Origin of the sequence: Mycobacterium sp. (assembly GCF_035499775.1) — a bacterium.
In the GTDB taxonomy this organism is placed as follows: Bacteria; Actinomycetota; Actinomycetes; order Mycobacteriales; family Mycobacteriaceae; genus Mycobacterium.
In genome coordinates, this window is record NZ_DATJYB010000638.1 from 1 (window position 1) to 15,273 (window position 15,273).

Annotated in this window: 11 protein-coding genes and 1 pseudogene; 5 read left to right on the forward strand and 7 right to left on the reverse strand. The window is 64.9% G+C overall.

The window, feature by feature from the left end; translation table 11 throughout:
* Window positions 1–444: 444 nt before the first annotated feature.
* Window positions 445–864 carry a hypothetical protein gene (locus VML93_RS37965; protein ID WP_325618956.1) on the reverse strand — a complete coding sequence of 140 codons (420 nt, stop codon included), beginning with the start codon at window positions 862–864 and terminating at the stop codon, window positions 445–447.
* Window positions 865–1,058: 194 nt separating this feature from the next.
* On the opposite strand from VML93_RS37965, the gene VML93_RS37970 reads away from it, so the two are divergent.
* From VML93_RS37970 to VML93_RS37985, 4 genes are all read left to right on the forward strand, one after another.
* Entirely contained in the window at window positions 1,059–2,753 is a 1,695-nt protein-coding gene (locus VML93_RS37970) for a PHA/PHB synthase family protein (protein ID WP_325618959.1), read from the forward strand.
* Window positions 2,754–2,777: 24 nt separating this feature from the next.
* A complete protein-coding gene (locus VML93_RS37975) occupies window positions 2,778–2,918 on the forward strand; it encodes a hypothetical protein (RefSeq protein ID WP_325618961.1) in 141 nt (46 codons plus the stop codon).
* 279 nt (window positions 2,919–3,197) lie between these two features.
* A complete protein-coding gene (locus VML93_RS37980; protein ID WP_325618975.1) occupies window positions 3,198–3,707 on the forward strand; it encodes a hypothetical protein in 510 nt (169 codons plus the stop codon).
* On the forward strand, window positions 3,685–4,731 hold the full coding sequence (locus VML93_RS37985) for an NAD(P)-dependent alcohol dehydrogenase (RefSeq protein WP_325618963.1): 1,047 nt from the start codon (window positions 3,685–3,687) through the stop codon (window positions 4,729–4,731). Before VML93_RS37980 ends, VML93_RS37985 begins: the two co-directional genes overlap by 23 nt.
* A 419-nt stretch (window positions 4,732–5,150) precedes the next feature.
* On the opposite strand, the gene VML93_RS37990 is transcribed toward VML93_RS37985, so the two are convergent.
* Both VML93_RS37990 and VML93_RS38005 read right to left on the reverse strand, forming a co-directional pair.
* A complete protein-coding gene (locus tag VML93_RS37990; protein ID WP_325618965.1) occupies window positions 5,151–6,008 on the reverse strand; it encodes a 3-hydroxybutyryl-CoA dehydrogenase in 858 nt (285 codons plus the stop codon).
* A gap of 745 nt (window positions 6,009–6,753) precedes the next feature.
* Window positions 6,754–10,287 carry a protein kinase domain-containing protein gene (locus VML93_RS38005; protein ID WP_325618977.1) on the reverse strand — a complete coding sequence of 1,178 codons (3,534 nt, stop codon included), beginning with the start codon at window positions 10,285–10,287 and terminating at the stop codon, window positions 6,754–6,756.
* A 398-nt stretch (window positions 10,288–10,685) separates the two neighbouring features.
* Between VML93_RS38005 and VML93_RS38010 the strand changes: the two genes are divergently transcribed.
* Complete coding sequence (locus VML93_RS38010) at window positions 10,686–13,070, forward strand: ATP-binding cassette domain-containing protein (protein WP_325618967.1); 2,385 nt, start codon at window positions 10,686–10,688, stop codon at window positions 13,068–13,070.
* A gap of 684 nt (window positions 13,071–13,754) precedes the next feature.
* On the opposite strand, the gene VML93_RS38015 is transcribed toward VML93_RS38010, so the two are convergent.
* The 4 genes and pseudogenes from VML93_RS38015 to VML93_RS38030 all read right to left on the reverse strand — a co-directional run.
* Entirely contained in the window at window positions 13,755–13,874 is a 120-nt protein-coding gene (locus tag VML93_RS38015; protein ID WP_325618969.1) for an MscL family protein, read from the reverse strand.
* An 81-nt stretch (window positions 13,875–13,955) separates the two neighbouring features.
* Window positions 13,956–14,096, reverse strand: coding sequence for a hypothetical protein (locus VML93_RS38020; RefSeq protein WP_325618971.1), 141 nt, complete (start codon window positions 14,094–14,096; stop codon window positions 13,956–13,958).
* Window positions 14,097–14,715: 619 nt separating this feature from the next.
* A pseudogene (locus tag VML93_RS38025) lies at window positions 14,716–14,940 on the reverse strand (SDR family NAD(P)-dependent oxidoreductase); the annotation flags it as partial.
* 146 nt (window positions 14,941–15,086) lie between these two features.
* Window positions 15,087–15,273, reverse strand: a 187-nt coding sequence (locus tag VML93_RS38030) for a hypothetical protein (protein ID WP_325618973.1), incomplete at its 5' end; no start/stop codon positions are given.

A 15,273-nucleotide genomic window follows, 5' to 3' on the forward strand; every position in this document is an offset into this window, starting at 1 on the left:
CCGGCGCACCGCCTCCAAGAACTGGCCATTGGTCAAGCTGATATCGTCATCGGCGACAGCAGACCCCTCGGGATCCTTCGCCGCACGTAACTCGGGCAGTGCCCGCAGGTTCATCTGCGCTCCTGGGTGGGTGTGGGAATGTGACATGCGACAACGGTAGGAATTCAAGTGAGCCGCGACATCGTCGTTGATCGCTGAAGATAGGTCTGGCCGTTGTCCGCTGAAGACAACACCCGGACAGGATCAATTTCCCCACCACTCAGGCGAACGATGGCTCGAGCACCCGAACAGTGTTCTTGCGGTGGGGGTTAGGGACTTCCAAACGGTCGTTATTTCAGCGATCGGAATATGGGCAGCTATCTAAAGCAAGTGCTCCGAAGGCGACGTCGCATCGCTATAGCGGAAGCGAGGTTTCTCACGGCGGCGTCGCTCAGCTGCCCTAAGCTAAGAGCTGATGCTGGCGTCGAAACAGCCGACCTTGAGCCGGATCTTCCGGCGCGCCAACCCGACGTAGAACAGGCTGAGCGCTACCAGCATCGCCATGTCGAGCAGCCAGCCGGGTGGGTGGGTCCAGGGCGGGGTCCGCCAGGCGCTGTTGGGCGGCGGGCGGTTGTTGTCGCGTCCCTGATGGGTATCGTCAACGACGACGATGACGGTGATCTTCGTTCCCTGGGGATAATGGGCCACCACACTTGATCTTGGTCTACCCTTGCGCGCATGTGCTGCGACATGATGCACGAACAGGTCGCTGTTGTTGCCGAGAAGCTGCCGGAGCGCACCGATGAACTCGGGTTCCTGGGTGGTCGCGCCGTCACCTGGGAGGTCAGCCTTTACCAGTGCGCTGCGCCCACTTCGTTTCAACATCGTTGCCGGTGGCTTTGCAGCCCACACGTGGCCGAGCTCTTTAGCGCCAACGCCGGCGAAACCGAATTCGACCCGGCCCCGCAGACGGAGCTGCGAGCTGCACGTGCACGCGACGGGGGTACCGCTGTCGATTGCGAGGGAGGCGGGAAAGCTTTTGTCCCGCAACGTCACTGGTGTGTGAGGAGGATGACACCGTGGTAGCTGCGAACAACCGGGGTGCTGATGAGTTGGCGGCGCCGTTGGATTTGTTGTTGACCAGTTCGGCGGTGGGTGTGGCCGAGCGGATGATGCCCAACGCGTCGTGGAGCAGGTTTGCGTTGAGCCTGGCCCGGCAGCCCCGGGTGGTGGCATCCCGCGCGGCGGGTTTGGGCCGGGAATTGGTGTCGATCGCCGAGGGCCGCTCGGATGTGGCCCCGGGCAAGGGCGACAGGCGTTTCGCCGATCCGGCGTGGCGCAGCAATCCGTTGCTCAAGCGCGCGATGCAGGCCTATCTGGCCGGCTGCACCACGGTGGATGAGCTGTTTTCAGATGCGCATCTGGACTGGCGCGACGCCGAGCGGATCCGGTTCGCGCTGGACGTGATCACCGAAGGGCTCTCACCGAGCAACAACCCGCTGCTGACCCCGCTGGGATACAAGGCGCTCATCGACACCGGTGGGCTCAGCGCGGTGCGGGGGCTGCGGCACTTCCTCGGCGACATGCTCTCGGCGCCGCGGGTGCCCTCGATGGTGGAACCCGATGCGTTCACAGTGGGACAAAACGTCGCCGCCACCGCCGGCTCGGTGGTGTTGCGCACCGAGGTGTTCGAGCTGATCCAGTTCACCCCGCAGGCCGAGAAGGTGTGGTCGGTGCCGCTGTTGATGGTGCCCCCGGTGATCAACAAGTACTACATCCTGGACATCTCGCCGGGGCGCAGCATGATCGAATACTTGCTGCGCCAAGGCGTGCAGGTGTTCGCGATCTCATGGCGCAATCCCACTGCTGAGCAACGCAGTTGGGGTTTTGACACCTACGGGCGCGCGATCCTGGGCGCGCTGGACGCGGTGGAGAAGATCACCGGCTCTGATCGCACGCATGTGCAGGCGTCGTGCTCGGGCGGGATCCTGGCGGCGATGACCGCCGCACATCTGACCGCGACCGGTCAGGGTGATCGGCTGGCCGGCTTGACGTTGATGGTGACGGTGCTCGATCAGCAGAAGGCCGGTGTGGCCGCGGCCGCGATCGATGAGGAGGTGGCCAACATCGCGATCGCGTTGTCGGCCCGGAAAGGATACCTGGATGGCCGGTTGTTGGCCGAGGTGTTCGCCTGGCTTCGGCCGACCGATCTGGTGTGGCGCTATTGGGTGAACAACTATGTGGAGGGCAAGTCCCCGGCGGCCTTTGATGTGTTGTTCTGGAACGCCGACACCACCCGGATGGCGGCGGCGATACATCGCGACATGGTGCTGATGGGGGTGCACAATTCGCTGGCCACTCCGGGCGGGGTCAGCATGTTGGGCACGCCGGTGGATCTGGGGGAGCTCAGCGTGGATTCCTACGTGGTGGCCGGGGTGGCTGATCACATCTCGCCGTGGCAGGCCTGTTATCGCAGCGCCCGGCTGCTGGGCGGCACGAACTGCCGATTTGTTTTGTCGTCGAGCGGGCATATTGCCGCGCTGGTCAACCCGCCGGGAAACACCAAGGCCAGCTACCGCGCCGGCGTTGTGGATACGCCCGATCCGGCCGCCTGGGCCGACTCCGCCGAGCAGCACGCCGGTTCCTGGTGGCCCGACTACGTCGCCTGGCTTGGCGAGCGGGGCGGCAAAGAGAAGGACGCCCCGGACTCGCTCGGCGGCGTCGGCATGGTCCCGGTGGAGCCCGCACCCGGCAGCTACGTACTCCAACACTGACCACCGACGACCAAAGGACTCGTTATGACCATCCGTCTCGACAAACCGGCAGATCTGCTCGATGATGCCGGCCACCGCTTCGACATCGTCGCGGTGCGGCACGCACACCAGAAGACCTCCGGTGCAGAGTCGATATTCGAGCCGACCCACCGACATCGGCGCTGAACGACGCCCGGCCTGCGATGCCGATGAAATGGTGCTGTACCCATGAACGCGTCAGCGCCCAATCGGGCCGGCACGGAGCGCCTATCCTGTTGCCGGGACAGCAGATCCGAGTCCGCGTCCGCGCCGGCACCGGGGTGCCCCCGCTGTTGTGCAACATGAAATTGCTTGATCCGATGGTGGCCCACCTTGATCCAGACACCACCGTGGTGCGGTCCAACGCACCCGGAACCTGCGGTTCGGATTCACCGCTGCTATGGGTTTCCCTACCTCGCCGCCGTGGTGCGGCAACTTTTGCGCAAGCTCGATCTTCACGTCCGGGCCGTTGATGCCCTCGGGTTGTCGTGGGGTGGTGCTCTCGCTCAACAGTTCGCCTTTCAGAACCCCCACTATTGCCGGCGGCTGATCCTGGTGTCGACCGGGACCGGCATCATTCATGGTGCCCGGGAAACCGCATGCTCGCGAAAATGCTCACACCACGCCGCTTCCTCGACCATGAGCACGCGCATCAGCTGCTCGCCGGTCCTAGGACGCGGTCAGCTCGCACCCGAAGCCAATCCATCGGCCAGGCGCGGCTCGATCAAACGGGTTTTATCAGCACAACGGCTTATCAGGCACCGATGTCGTCGCGCGTTTGAATGGACAAACGTCCACAACGATGACTCTTTCCGCGGCGGGCGCGCGTTCCCGTCAAACAGTGATCGACCGCCTGGTTCGCGTCGTAGATTGTTCTCGGACGCGAATTCCGAGTATGGGCAAGGTGTGCGCTATGAAGGCTCTGCGATTGATTGATTGGAAAACCGATCCGGAGTTGGTGGAGGTGGCGAAGCCGACACCGGGACCGGGCCAGGTCATCGTCAAGATCGGCGGCGCGGGGGCGTGTCATTCCGACCTGCACCTGATGCACGACTTCGAGCCCGGCATGATGCCGTGGAAGTTGCCGTTCACACTGGGCCACGAGAACGCCGGATGGGTCGACTGCGTCGGCGACGGCGTCACCGCGGTCTCGGAGGGCGACGCCGTCGCAGTCTACGGCGCCTGGGGTTGCGGCAAGTGCAGCCGCTGCCAGCAGGGCTTCGAGAACTACTGCGAGGATCCGGCCCAGGCACCGGTGGTGAGCGGGGGCGGTGGGCTTGGTCTGGACGGCGGGATGGCCAAGTACCTGCTGGTGCCCGCCGAGCGCCTGCTCGTGCGGCTGCCCGACGCCCTGGAGCCGGCGACGGCGGCAGCGCTCACCGACGCCGGCCTCACGCCCTACCACGCGATCCGCCGATCGTGGTCGAAGATGGCGCCGAGATCGACCGTGGTGGTGGTCGGTGTCGGTGGTCTTGGCCACATCGCGGTCCAGCTGGTGAAGGCGACGACGGCGGCCACGGTGATCGCCGTCGACAATCGCCAGGAGGCGCTGGATCTGGCCACAAAGGTCGGTGCCGACCATGTCGTCACATCGGATGATCAGGCGGCCGGCGCCGTCAAGGACCTCACCCACGGCCACGGGGCCGACGTGATTTTGGACTGCGTCGGCGCCGGAGCGACGATCGAACTCGCCCGCACCGCCGCCCGCACGCTCGGTGACGCCACGATCGTCGGCATCGCCGGCGGCACCGTGCCGCTGTCGTTCTTCTCGCAGCCCTACGAGGTCAGCATCCAGACGACATACTGGGGATCCCGTTTCGAGCTGGCCGAGCTCATCGACCTGGCGGCCCGAGGGCTGGTGCACGTCGAGTCGACCACCTACTCGCTCGATGACGCAGCGCAGGCCTACCGCGACCTCCAAGATGGCAAGGTGCACGGCCGCGCCGTCGTGGTGCCCTGACCGCACAAGGGCTCCGTCGGTGCGGGTGCGTCGACGAGCGGCGAAGCGACCGCTCGGCCGTCAGGATGTGAGCAGCGTGCCTGGCCGCCAGAGCGGGCGGGCTAGGTCGGTAATCGGTTGCCGCCCTGGCATTGGGCGCCTGGGCGTGCCGCGAATGGCTGGACTGACGGGGTGTGCGTGGTCGCACATCCGGATGGCCGTTGTGGGCAGGAATCCCGGACGCAGCGCGATCTTTCGCGAGGAGCCGATGGGGCTTAAGGGCGATCTGCTCACCGTGCCGCTGGAGGCGCGCTTCGGCTACGACGCCGAGCGCAACATCTTTTTCCTCAACCTGGAAGGCTTGTCGGTGCACACACCCGCCCAGCCGGAGGCCATCACGGCCGGGCCGTCCGCCACCGGGTGTCACCCAGACCGGCGGGTTAACCGGTGTATTCGTAGAAACCCCGGCCCGACTTGCGGCCCAAGCGCCCCGCCGCGACCATCCGCTTCATCAGCGGTGGCGCAGCGTACTCGTCACGCCTGAACTCATCGAAAAGCGACTCGCACACCGCCTGCAGGATGTCCAGCCCGATGAAGTCACACAGTTCCAGCGGTCCCATCGGATGGCCGGCGCCCAGCTTCATCCCGGCGTCGATGTCCTCACGGGTGGCAAAACCTTCCTCATACATGCGGACGGCGCCCATCAAATAAGGCGTCAGCAAGAAGTTCACGATGAACCCGGCGCGATCCTTCGTCTCGACAGAACGCTTACCGAGCCGCTCCACGAACTCTTGTGCCACTGCGACCGTCTCGTCGGCTGTGTCAAGCGCACGGACGATCTCGACCAACTTCATCACCGGTACCGGCGAGAAGAAGTGCAGGCCCAGCATGCGGGCGGGGTTGGCGACCACGCTGGCGAGTTCGGCGATCGGGATCGAGGACGTGTTCGAGGCCAAGACGGTGTCCTGGCTGACGATCTCGTTGAGCTCCTTCATGATCGAGAGCTTCAGACCCAGATTCTCGGGGACCGCCTCGATGACCAGGTCGCTGCCAGCGACATCTTTGAGTTCGCTGGTGAAACTGACCCTGGCCAGTGCGGCAGCTCGATCGTCAGCGTCAAGCTTCCCTCGTTTCACTACGCCGTCCAAGGAGAGCTCGAGCCGGCTGCGCGCGGCCGCCGTGAACTCAGGCAACTCCCGGATCACCACAGGAAATCCGGCCAGAGATGCCGATTCCGCGATACCCGCGCCCATGAAACCGCCCCCCAACACGGCTACCGATTGAATTGTCCGTGACATGGCTTACCTCCATCGCAAAAACTCAGGCGCCTGATCCCGATGTCACCCCACCGCACTGCGGACCCATCCCGCAGGCGATGTCTGATGCGGTCAACAAGGGCGCTTCCACCGGCGTGTACTGCGAAAAGCGTATAGATCCCCACGGTGCGGCCGTTGTGCGGCCCAACCGGGATCACCGGTCATCATTGTCGCACCGCGCAACAGCCACCGAGGTTGACCGATCCCGCTCGGCGAGGCCCCATCACCTGCTGCACATGCGACACCACCAGTCGCCACGCGGCGACCACCCGGGAGGCACCCCAGTGCGCTGCTGCCGCAGTATGAACGTGGCCGATACCACCGGGGCCCCAGATAGCGCGTTGCCGGGGTAGAACACGGTCTCCGACCGTCACGGCGCGACGACCACCCCGGCCGGCAAACGAAATTAGGGTTGGATAGGTGCAAGGTTTGCCATCGTGGCGTAGCCAAATGCGACCACTTGCTGCACCACCGCGCCGCCGCGCCCAACCTGCACCCGCTCAGCACGCTCGGGCTGACCCACAACGGCACCGCCTGGGCGCATGGTTTGACGCCCGGTCGGCGACACCGCCGCACACAACCGAACCGCGCAGGCCAGCCATGACGCCTGCCGGACGATTCACACAAGCACCACACCTATCACACCCGCCACACAAGGCGCCTCGGAACACATTGTTTCAATACGCTCCTAGACGAGGACCACGACGGCCGCTCCGGGACCGATGAACTACGCCGTAGACGTCTCGTCCTCTTCGTCCATTCCCTTGCTACCATGGCCGGCGGCATCGAGGATTCGATCGAGGAACTGCATCGGCAGCTGTGGGATCTTGGGGTCGGACCTCCCCGTCTGCTGGTTATTTCGGATTTCTGCGATGAGCGAGACGAGTCGCTCTCCGCCGTCGATCGGAAACCGAACCATGCCGAGGTCGGCGCATCGGGCAAGGACAGAGCCGAAAAGTTGTTTGGCTTCCGCGGTTCGACCGGCCGCAGACAGGCACTCGGCAAGCAGGCGCTCTGCACTTAACGAGGCGAGATGCCGGCCGCGACCCTCCAACCGGTCAACCCACTCCTGCGCCCAGCGGCACGCAACGTCGGCCTCGTCACCGCCACCCGGGCCCGCGATGAGCAATCGGATAGCGATGTCTTCCTTAAGTTGGGCTGTGATTTCGTCAATCCCGTCCATTGGCCCTAGGGGCGATTGGCGCTGCGCGAACTCAACTGGCCGACGGACCACCCCTCCGATCGGTAACCCGAGGAGCAAGCGCTCGTTGTCGACACTGGCGCTCAATCGCGGAGTGGACAGTCGCTCCGCAACATCGGCGCCTTCGTCGAGAAGCTTCGCCGCGGCGGTGCGGTCGCCGCGCAGCGCAGCCAGCCGCGCACCCACGACGAAGCGGGCGTTGATCATCTCGACGATGCCCTCCTCGGCGGCGAGCTTGAGGCTCTCATCGAGCAATCGCTCCGCCTCGGCGGTTTCGCCGCGCTCATAGAGCAATTCGGCCAGCAACCCGCCGGCGAGCCGAGCACCCTGCGAATACGCCGTCCCCGGCTTATATGCCACCTGCAGCGCGGCGCGGAAAGACTGTTCGGCACGATCGAGATCCAGCTGCTCGAACGCGGCGATTCCATCCAGCGCACTTCCGTACATCACGGCGTATGGACCGGTGTTCTGCCGGTGGTACGGGCTGGCCCAATGCTGCCAGTTATGAGCCGCATCGAAGTCGAACCGGTGGATCGCGCTGAACGTCGCGACGTTCGCGGCCACCGATACCACGAAGGGCGGGAACGCATCCGGCCGGGACAGGCATTCGCCGAGCAGGTCGTCGAGGCCGTCTGTTCGATCGGCCATCGCCCGCCTCGTTGCCTCAACGACGCCGGCTACTGAGCGCAGATACGCAACCTCGACACCGGAGCCTTGCATCGTTCGCGATGCGGCGTCGACACGTTCGAGCGCGACATAGGCGGGATCCGTCCGATGCAGCAGGACGTTGATCCAGGCCAATGCAAGCTGCAACCTGGGGCTCGAAACCACGACCGCGGAGGGCAGCTTGTCCACCAGACCGAGCAGCGTTGCCATCTGCGAATGTTCAAGGAGTGTCGGCCCGTCTGTCTCGACGAGTTCCACCGCCCGACGGGTATCGCCCGCGGCCAGGGCGTGGTCAACCGCCTCCACCAGCATATGTTCGGAGGCAAACCATTCCGACGCTTTGCGGTGCAGCGGTGTTGTCAGCTCGGGGTGATCACGATCGAGGCGTCGCCGCAAGAATTCAGCGAACAGTTGGTGATAGCGGAACCAATCGCCGGTTTCATCGATTCTGCGGAGGAAGAGGTCGCGCGCCTCCACCTCCTCGAGCATGGCCTGCCCGCGCGGCTCACCGCTCAGCGCGGACGCCAGTGATCCACAGATCCGCTCGGTGATTGAGGTCGCCAAAAGGAATCGCAACATCCCGGGTTCCAGTGCGCTCAAGACGTTTTCGGCGAGGAAATCCGCGATGGCGTGGTGCCGGCCGGAGATGTTGCTGATGACCTCGGCCGGAGCGACGGCCCCCCGGAGCGAGAGCGACGCCAACTGCAACGCGGCGACCCAGCCCTCCGTCGAGTTACGGAGATCGGTCACATCACGGCTCTGCAGGTCCAATCCGGCAACCTCGACCAGAAACGACCGCGCCTCGGCCTCGTCGAAACACATTGCGCCGATATCGATTTCGATAAGCTCGTCGCGTACCCGCATGCGGCTGAGCGGTAGACCAGACCGCGACCTGCTCGTAACGACGACTTGGAAGTTGTCACCGCCGTGCTCGAGCAGAAAGTCCATCGCAGCTATCACGGCCGCGTCGGTGATGCGATGCCAATCGTCGACGATGACCGCCATTCGCTCGTCGCGCTCGTGGACGTCATTGATCAGCGACGTCAGCACGTACTGTTGAGCGTTCTCGCCACGCTGCTCGAGCACATCACCGAGATCGTCGGCAATCGCTGGATTTGCTCGCTGGATCGCCTTGATCAGGTTCGCCAGAAACCATACGAGGTTGTTGTCGTTGTTGTCGACGGTCAGCCACGCGACCTTCACGGAGTCGCGCGCAAGTTCCTCCCCCCACTGTGCGGCTAATGTCGTCTTTCCATACCCGGCTGGTGCGTGAATCACGATCAGTCGCCGACGATCTCCCGCGCGCAACGCATCGATCAACCGCTGCCGAAAGACTTGCGCCCGGGGACGACGCGGCGGACGAAACTTGGTAGCCGGGGTCGGCGGCGCTGTCGTTGGACCGAGGTAGGAACGAGGACCGGCTTCAGACCTACGTGGACCAGACCCAGAGGTACGTGGACCAGTTCCAGCGAGCAGCGAGTCCTCAGCCGGATCCACGCGAAGTGCCATCTCATCCACGCCGAAGCCGATCCGACGCCCGATGTCGCAGAGCTCCTCACCGAACTCGCCGGCGGAGGTTGGACGGCCCGCCGGATCCCTCGCCATCGCGCGCTCGACGGCGCGAGACAGCAGATCCGGAATGTCGATCTTCCGCAGATCCGGCGCCGACTGGTTTGAGATCCGCAGAAACTGAGCAACGACTGACTCGCCGCTTTGACGCTCGAAAGCGGCATGGCCAGTCAGTGCACAGAACAATGTGGCACCGAGACCATAGAGATCGGAAGCCACCGTGGGCGCCGCGCCCGAAAGTACTTCCGGAGCAGTGAATGCGGGCGTCCCCGCGATGAAACCCGCCCCGGTTTCGAAACCGCCCGAAATTCTCGCGATACCGAAATCGGTCAGCTGCGGTTCGCCATACTCCGTGAGCAGGATATTCGCCGGCTTCACATCACGATGGAGTGTGCCGCCTCGGTGCGCCGTCTCCAACGCCCCGGCGAGCTTGACGCCGAGTCGCAATGCGTCGCGCCAGTCGAGCGGACCACGCTTGCGAATCAGTGCATCGAGCGAGTCGTGGGGGTGATATTGCATGATGATGAAGGGTCGCCCGCTGGGAGTCGCGCCGATCCCCAGAATGTTCACGATATTTGGGTGGCCGGAGAGCCGGCCCATGGCACGTTGCTCGCGCATGAACCGTTCAAGGTTTTCGTCGTCGAGGTCGGCGGTCAACACTTTGACGGCAACGGTTCGATCGAGCGAGGGCTGCGAGCAGCGGTAGACCACGCCGAAACCGCCGCGGCCAACCTCCTCTGCCTCCGCGAAGCCGACAGCCGCGAGCTCCCCGGCGACATCGCCAACGATGTCGTGCTGAGTTACGAGCGGATCGCATTCGGCCATCTGGCAGCCCTCGATCACAAATCTAGTCGCGGTTTTCGGTTCACTCATAACATAGCGCGATGTATCCACATCGGGCCGAATCGAACTCTCCACGGACGAAGTCGGGCAGTCAAAACAAGCGTGCGTGCGGTGCCTCGATCTACATCCTGAATGTCGCATCCGGTCCGGTCGAGTACCTTCCCGTCGACGACAGCCGGGTAGCGGTGCTCGGTCGCCACTGGGTAGGCCCGCGAAGGCGACTCGGCTGCCGGCGCGGTGTTCGCCCACATCATCACCCATCCACGGCGAGCGCCTCGCGGCGTTGCCAGCCGATCACCAGCATCGCGCCGTGGGGCATCCGGTCGGCCGAATAACTGGTGCCCGCAGAGACGCCGGTGGCACGGATAGGATTGGTCCTGATGAGCCGATCAGGAGCGCCGCAGCTGACCGTTCGGTATGGCGGATCTGCACACACGTTCGTGGCAGGCAACGACGTGGTGATCGGCCGCGACATCCACGCTGATCTGCGTATCCCGGATCCACTGATCTCGCGGGCGCATTTGGTGCTGCGGTTCGACGAGGGCCGCTGGGTCGCCATCGACAACGACAGCCTCAACGGGATGTTCGTCCACGGCCGCCGGGTGCCCGCTATCGACGTCGAGGACGGCCAGAACATCAACATTGGCAGCCTCGTCGGGCCGCTGCTGACCTTTGAGGTGGGCCAGGACTCCGCGGGGCACCCACTCGCCTCGGCGGTGTCGAGCGTGTCGCAGCCGGCCAGCTCCCAGCCCACCGCCGTGGGCCCGGCGCCCCGCCGTAGGAGCGGCGAGACGTCGAATATCGCCACCAGTATCCGCAAGATCTACTGGCCGGGTAAGTCCGCTGAGCTGCCGCAGGGATCGGCGACCATCGGCCGCGCCAGCGACAACGACATCGTAATCGCCGACATGCTGGCCTCCCGCCTCCACGCGACGCTGGTGCCGACCGCGGCGGGCACCGAAATCCACGACGCGCACAGCATCAACGGCACCTTCGTCAACGGTGCCCCGGTCGATCAGGCGCTGCTGCACGACGACGACGTGGTGACGATCGGCAATGTCGACCTGGTGTTCGAGGGCGGCACACTGGTCCGCCGGACCGAGACCGAAGCGGCGACCCGCACCGGCGGTCTGGCTGTGCACGGAGTCACGTGGACCATCGAGGACAATAAGACGCTGCTGGACAACATCTCATTCGCCGCCCGGCCCGGCACGCTGACCGCCGTGATCGGCCCGTCCGGCGCTGGCAAGAGCTCGCTTTCCAAGCTCATCGCCGGCTACACCCAGCCGACCGCCGGGGCGGTGACCTTCGAGGGCCACAACATCCACGCAGACTACGCCTCGCTGCGCAGCCGGATCGGGATGGTGCCCCAGGACGACGTGGTGCACACCCAGCTCACCGTCAACCAGGCGCTTGGTTATGCCGCTGAGCTTCGGCTGCCGCCCGACACCAACAAGGAGGAGCGCCATCAGGTCGTCGCGCAAGTGCTCGAGGAGCTGGATCTGACCCCGCAGGCCGACACCCGGGTCGACAAGCTGTCCGGCGGCCAGCGCAAACGTGCGTCGGTAGCGATGGAGCTGCTGACCGGACCGTCGCTACTGATCCTCGACGAGCCGACGTCGGGCCTTGACCCGGCGCTGGATCGGCAGGTCATGACCATGCTGCGCCAGCTCGCCGACGCCGGACGCGTGGTGCTGGTGGTGACGCACTCACTGTCCTATCTCGACGTGTGCGATCAAGTGCTGCTGCTGGCACCCGGAGGCAAGACCGCGTTCTGCGGGCCACCCAGCCAGATCGGCCCGTCGATGGGCACCACCAACTGGGCCGACATCTTTTCCGCGATCGGCGCCGATCCCCAGGCGGCCCACCTGCGATTCCTCGAGCGCGTCAAACCGCCACCGCCACCGCCAGAGAGCGAGAAGCCCGCCAAATTGGGCGGCCCGACCCACACCAGCCTGCGGCGCCAGTTTTCGACGATCTCGCGTCGCCAGGCGCGACTAATTACCGCCGACCACGGCTACTTTCTCTTCCTCACCCTCTTACCCTTCATCCTCGGCGCACTCTCACTCGCAGTGCCCGGCAATAGCGGGTTCGGGACAGCCGACCTGCGCGGCCCAACCCCAAACGAGCCGGAGCAAATCGTCATCCTGCTCAACATCAGCGCAGTCTTTATGGGCACGGCACTGACCATCCGGGATCTGGTCGGCGAACGAGCGATCTTCCGGCGCGAACAAGCCGCCGGACTGTCGCCCTCGGCCTACCTCGCCGCCAAAATTCTCGTGTACAGCGCCGCCGCCGCGGTTCAAACCGCGGTCCTGACCGCCATTGTCGTGATCGGTAAAGGCGCACCCACCCGCGGCGCGGTCATTCTTGGCAATCCAATACCCGAGCTGTATGCGACTCTTGCCGCCACCGCCGCCGTCGCCGCAATCATGGGTCTCGCATTATCCGCCGCCGCCACCTCACAGGATCAAATCCTGCCGATGCTCGTCATGTCGGTGATGCTCGCAATGGTGTTCTCCGGCGGGCTCATTCCCGTCACCGGCCGTGTCGGTCTCGACCAAGTTTCATGGCTCCTGCCCGCCCGCTGGGGCTTCGCCGCCACGGCGTCCACCGTCGATCTCCACACCGTCGCTCCACTTACGCCGAAAAATGAGACGCTATGGACACACGCCAGCAACTGGTGGCTCTTGGACATGACAATGCTGGCCATCCTCGGGCTTGTCATGGCCGGATTCGTCCGATGGCGCGTCCGGCTCCGCTAGGTTCACCGACCACGCTGCGGCACAGCGACTCCCAAATGCCGGTCAGACAACGCTTGGGCTATTCCGGTTGCTCGGGAGCTGGCCTCCGTCGCAGGCACTGTCCGCTGGCAGCGTCGCGCGCCAAGCGGCCGCTCGGCGCGGCACCGTTGGCGGTGGGCGCGAGCCGAGGCGGAACTCACTCTCCAGCCAGCGGCGACGTCTACCGGCCTCGGTCTCAACTGGCCGCTGCGCGACGCAATCGCGGGACCGGGTGGAGAAACTCGCTGATCAGCGGCCGAACAACGTCGACAGCACACTGGGCGCCATTAGCAGGCCCGTCGCGGTCTACACCAGCACGACTCGCCGCACCGGCGTGGTTGCTGGAGGCGAACCGCTGCCTCAAATCGCCCCCCTCGGCCTGCACCACGGACCCACCGACTGGGCCATCGCCTGACCCCAACACCAGCCAGGCACCCAGGGGTCGATCTTCAACCGCCACCGGGGTCAAAATTCGAACGTCCACCACACCAACCCACCACGAGGCACTACAACAGCAGCGTCCTAGGGTGTGCGGGTGGTTGGCGCCGAGGACCCGCTCGCGGTCTGCCAGGGTGCGCTCGAACAGCGGGATCGCCTCACCGCCCGCCCGGCCGCCTGCCAGCCCAATCCGATCGTGTCGCCGCCTGCGCGGCGGCCACAAGCGGATTAAATCACCGAATCGGTGAATGGCTTGACCAGCGTGGTAAACGCCGACGCCAGCACCAGGCCGACCGCGACGACGACCACATCACCGGGCATGAGGAAATTCTTGAACCCCTTGAACATGATTTGGCTCCTTGTCCGATAGCGCCGCCGCAAGTCGGGAGGACGGTCGCCCGGCGGATGCGCAAACCGCGACAGCTAGCGCTACTCGGCGACTAATTGGTCGCTGTCGACGAAAAGCAGACCGCCGGGGTCGGTCACGACCGCCCATCGCCGCGCGGGGTCGACTACGCGATCACCGATATCCACTGCGTGCCCGACCATATCGCCAAAATCTTCGACCACAGTGCCACGGACCTCAGCGTCCGTCCCCGGATACACACGCACCCGCACATTCACGGCTACGCGGCTATCGCGGGTTTTGCCAGCTACCCCAGTAACGTCTTTCATCCATCATCACCGCCGTCGTGCGTGTGAAATAGTGAACCATAGAGCACAACCAGCTAACGCCGTCCGGGGGCCTATGGTCAATCCATGACGGCTGGCGCCAGGGTTTGGATCGTTAACTGCACGGGTGCGGTCTGCTGCGTCTCTCCCGGCCACGTTTCAGCGCCAAGACTGAGTTCGGCCTTGGCCGAGATCGCCGGCGGCGCTGCTGTCCCGGCTGGCTGAAACACCAGAGCCAGATGTGATTCGGACTCGAATGAACTAGCGGCGATCACCTTGATGGGCAACCCCTCGGCCCGGTGCAGCCAAAACCTCCCACAGACAACATTCCCTTCTGGTCCTCCTGGATCGGGTAGAACCAGGCCACCGGACAAGGGGGGTGGGCGGAATCTAACGATCGTTGGCGCGCCGGGGTCGATTTTCACGTGCCGCTGACACGGAGATCCGTTCAGAGCTGGTCAAGGCGCGGCAATCCAGCCGATGACATGCATGGGAGGCGACGGCCCCGGACGGCCGGGTCGGGATGGGGGTGGAAGGCTTCCCGCTCGATGACGTCGAGCCGATCCGTTTTGACCGGAGGCGCCGATGGCCATCAGCCGTTCCTCGGTTACCGCCAAACCCTCGGTGTCGACGTGTCTGATCGCATGTTTGAGGCCCGATCGCGCCCACTCGGCGGCCAGCACCTCCCGATACCCGATCGGGCGCCCGTTACGACGGTAACCTTCCCGGCGAAACCCTGCATACACACCGCCTCGCGTCGGCTGACCGGCGCAAAAGCTTCAGCGCGAGTGTGCGGGCAATGCCGGGGACCCGAGCTTGCGGGTATTCACACAATCACGTTCGCGGCAGACCAGACGGCTCGGCCGAACCCCGCTCAGCTTCGCAAGCTCAGCCGAACGACGTGTCGAGGATCTCCTGCTGTTCGACGGCGTGTACCTTCGACGAACCCGACGACGGCGCCGACATCGCCCGGCGGGAGATGCGCTTGATCCCGCTGAGCTTGTCGGGCAGCAGCTCGGGCAGCTCCAGGCCGAACCGCGGCCAGGCGCCCTGGTTGGCCGGCTCCTCCTGCACC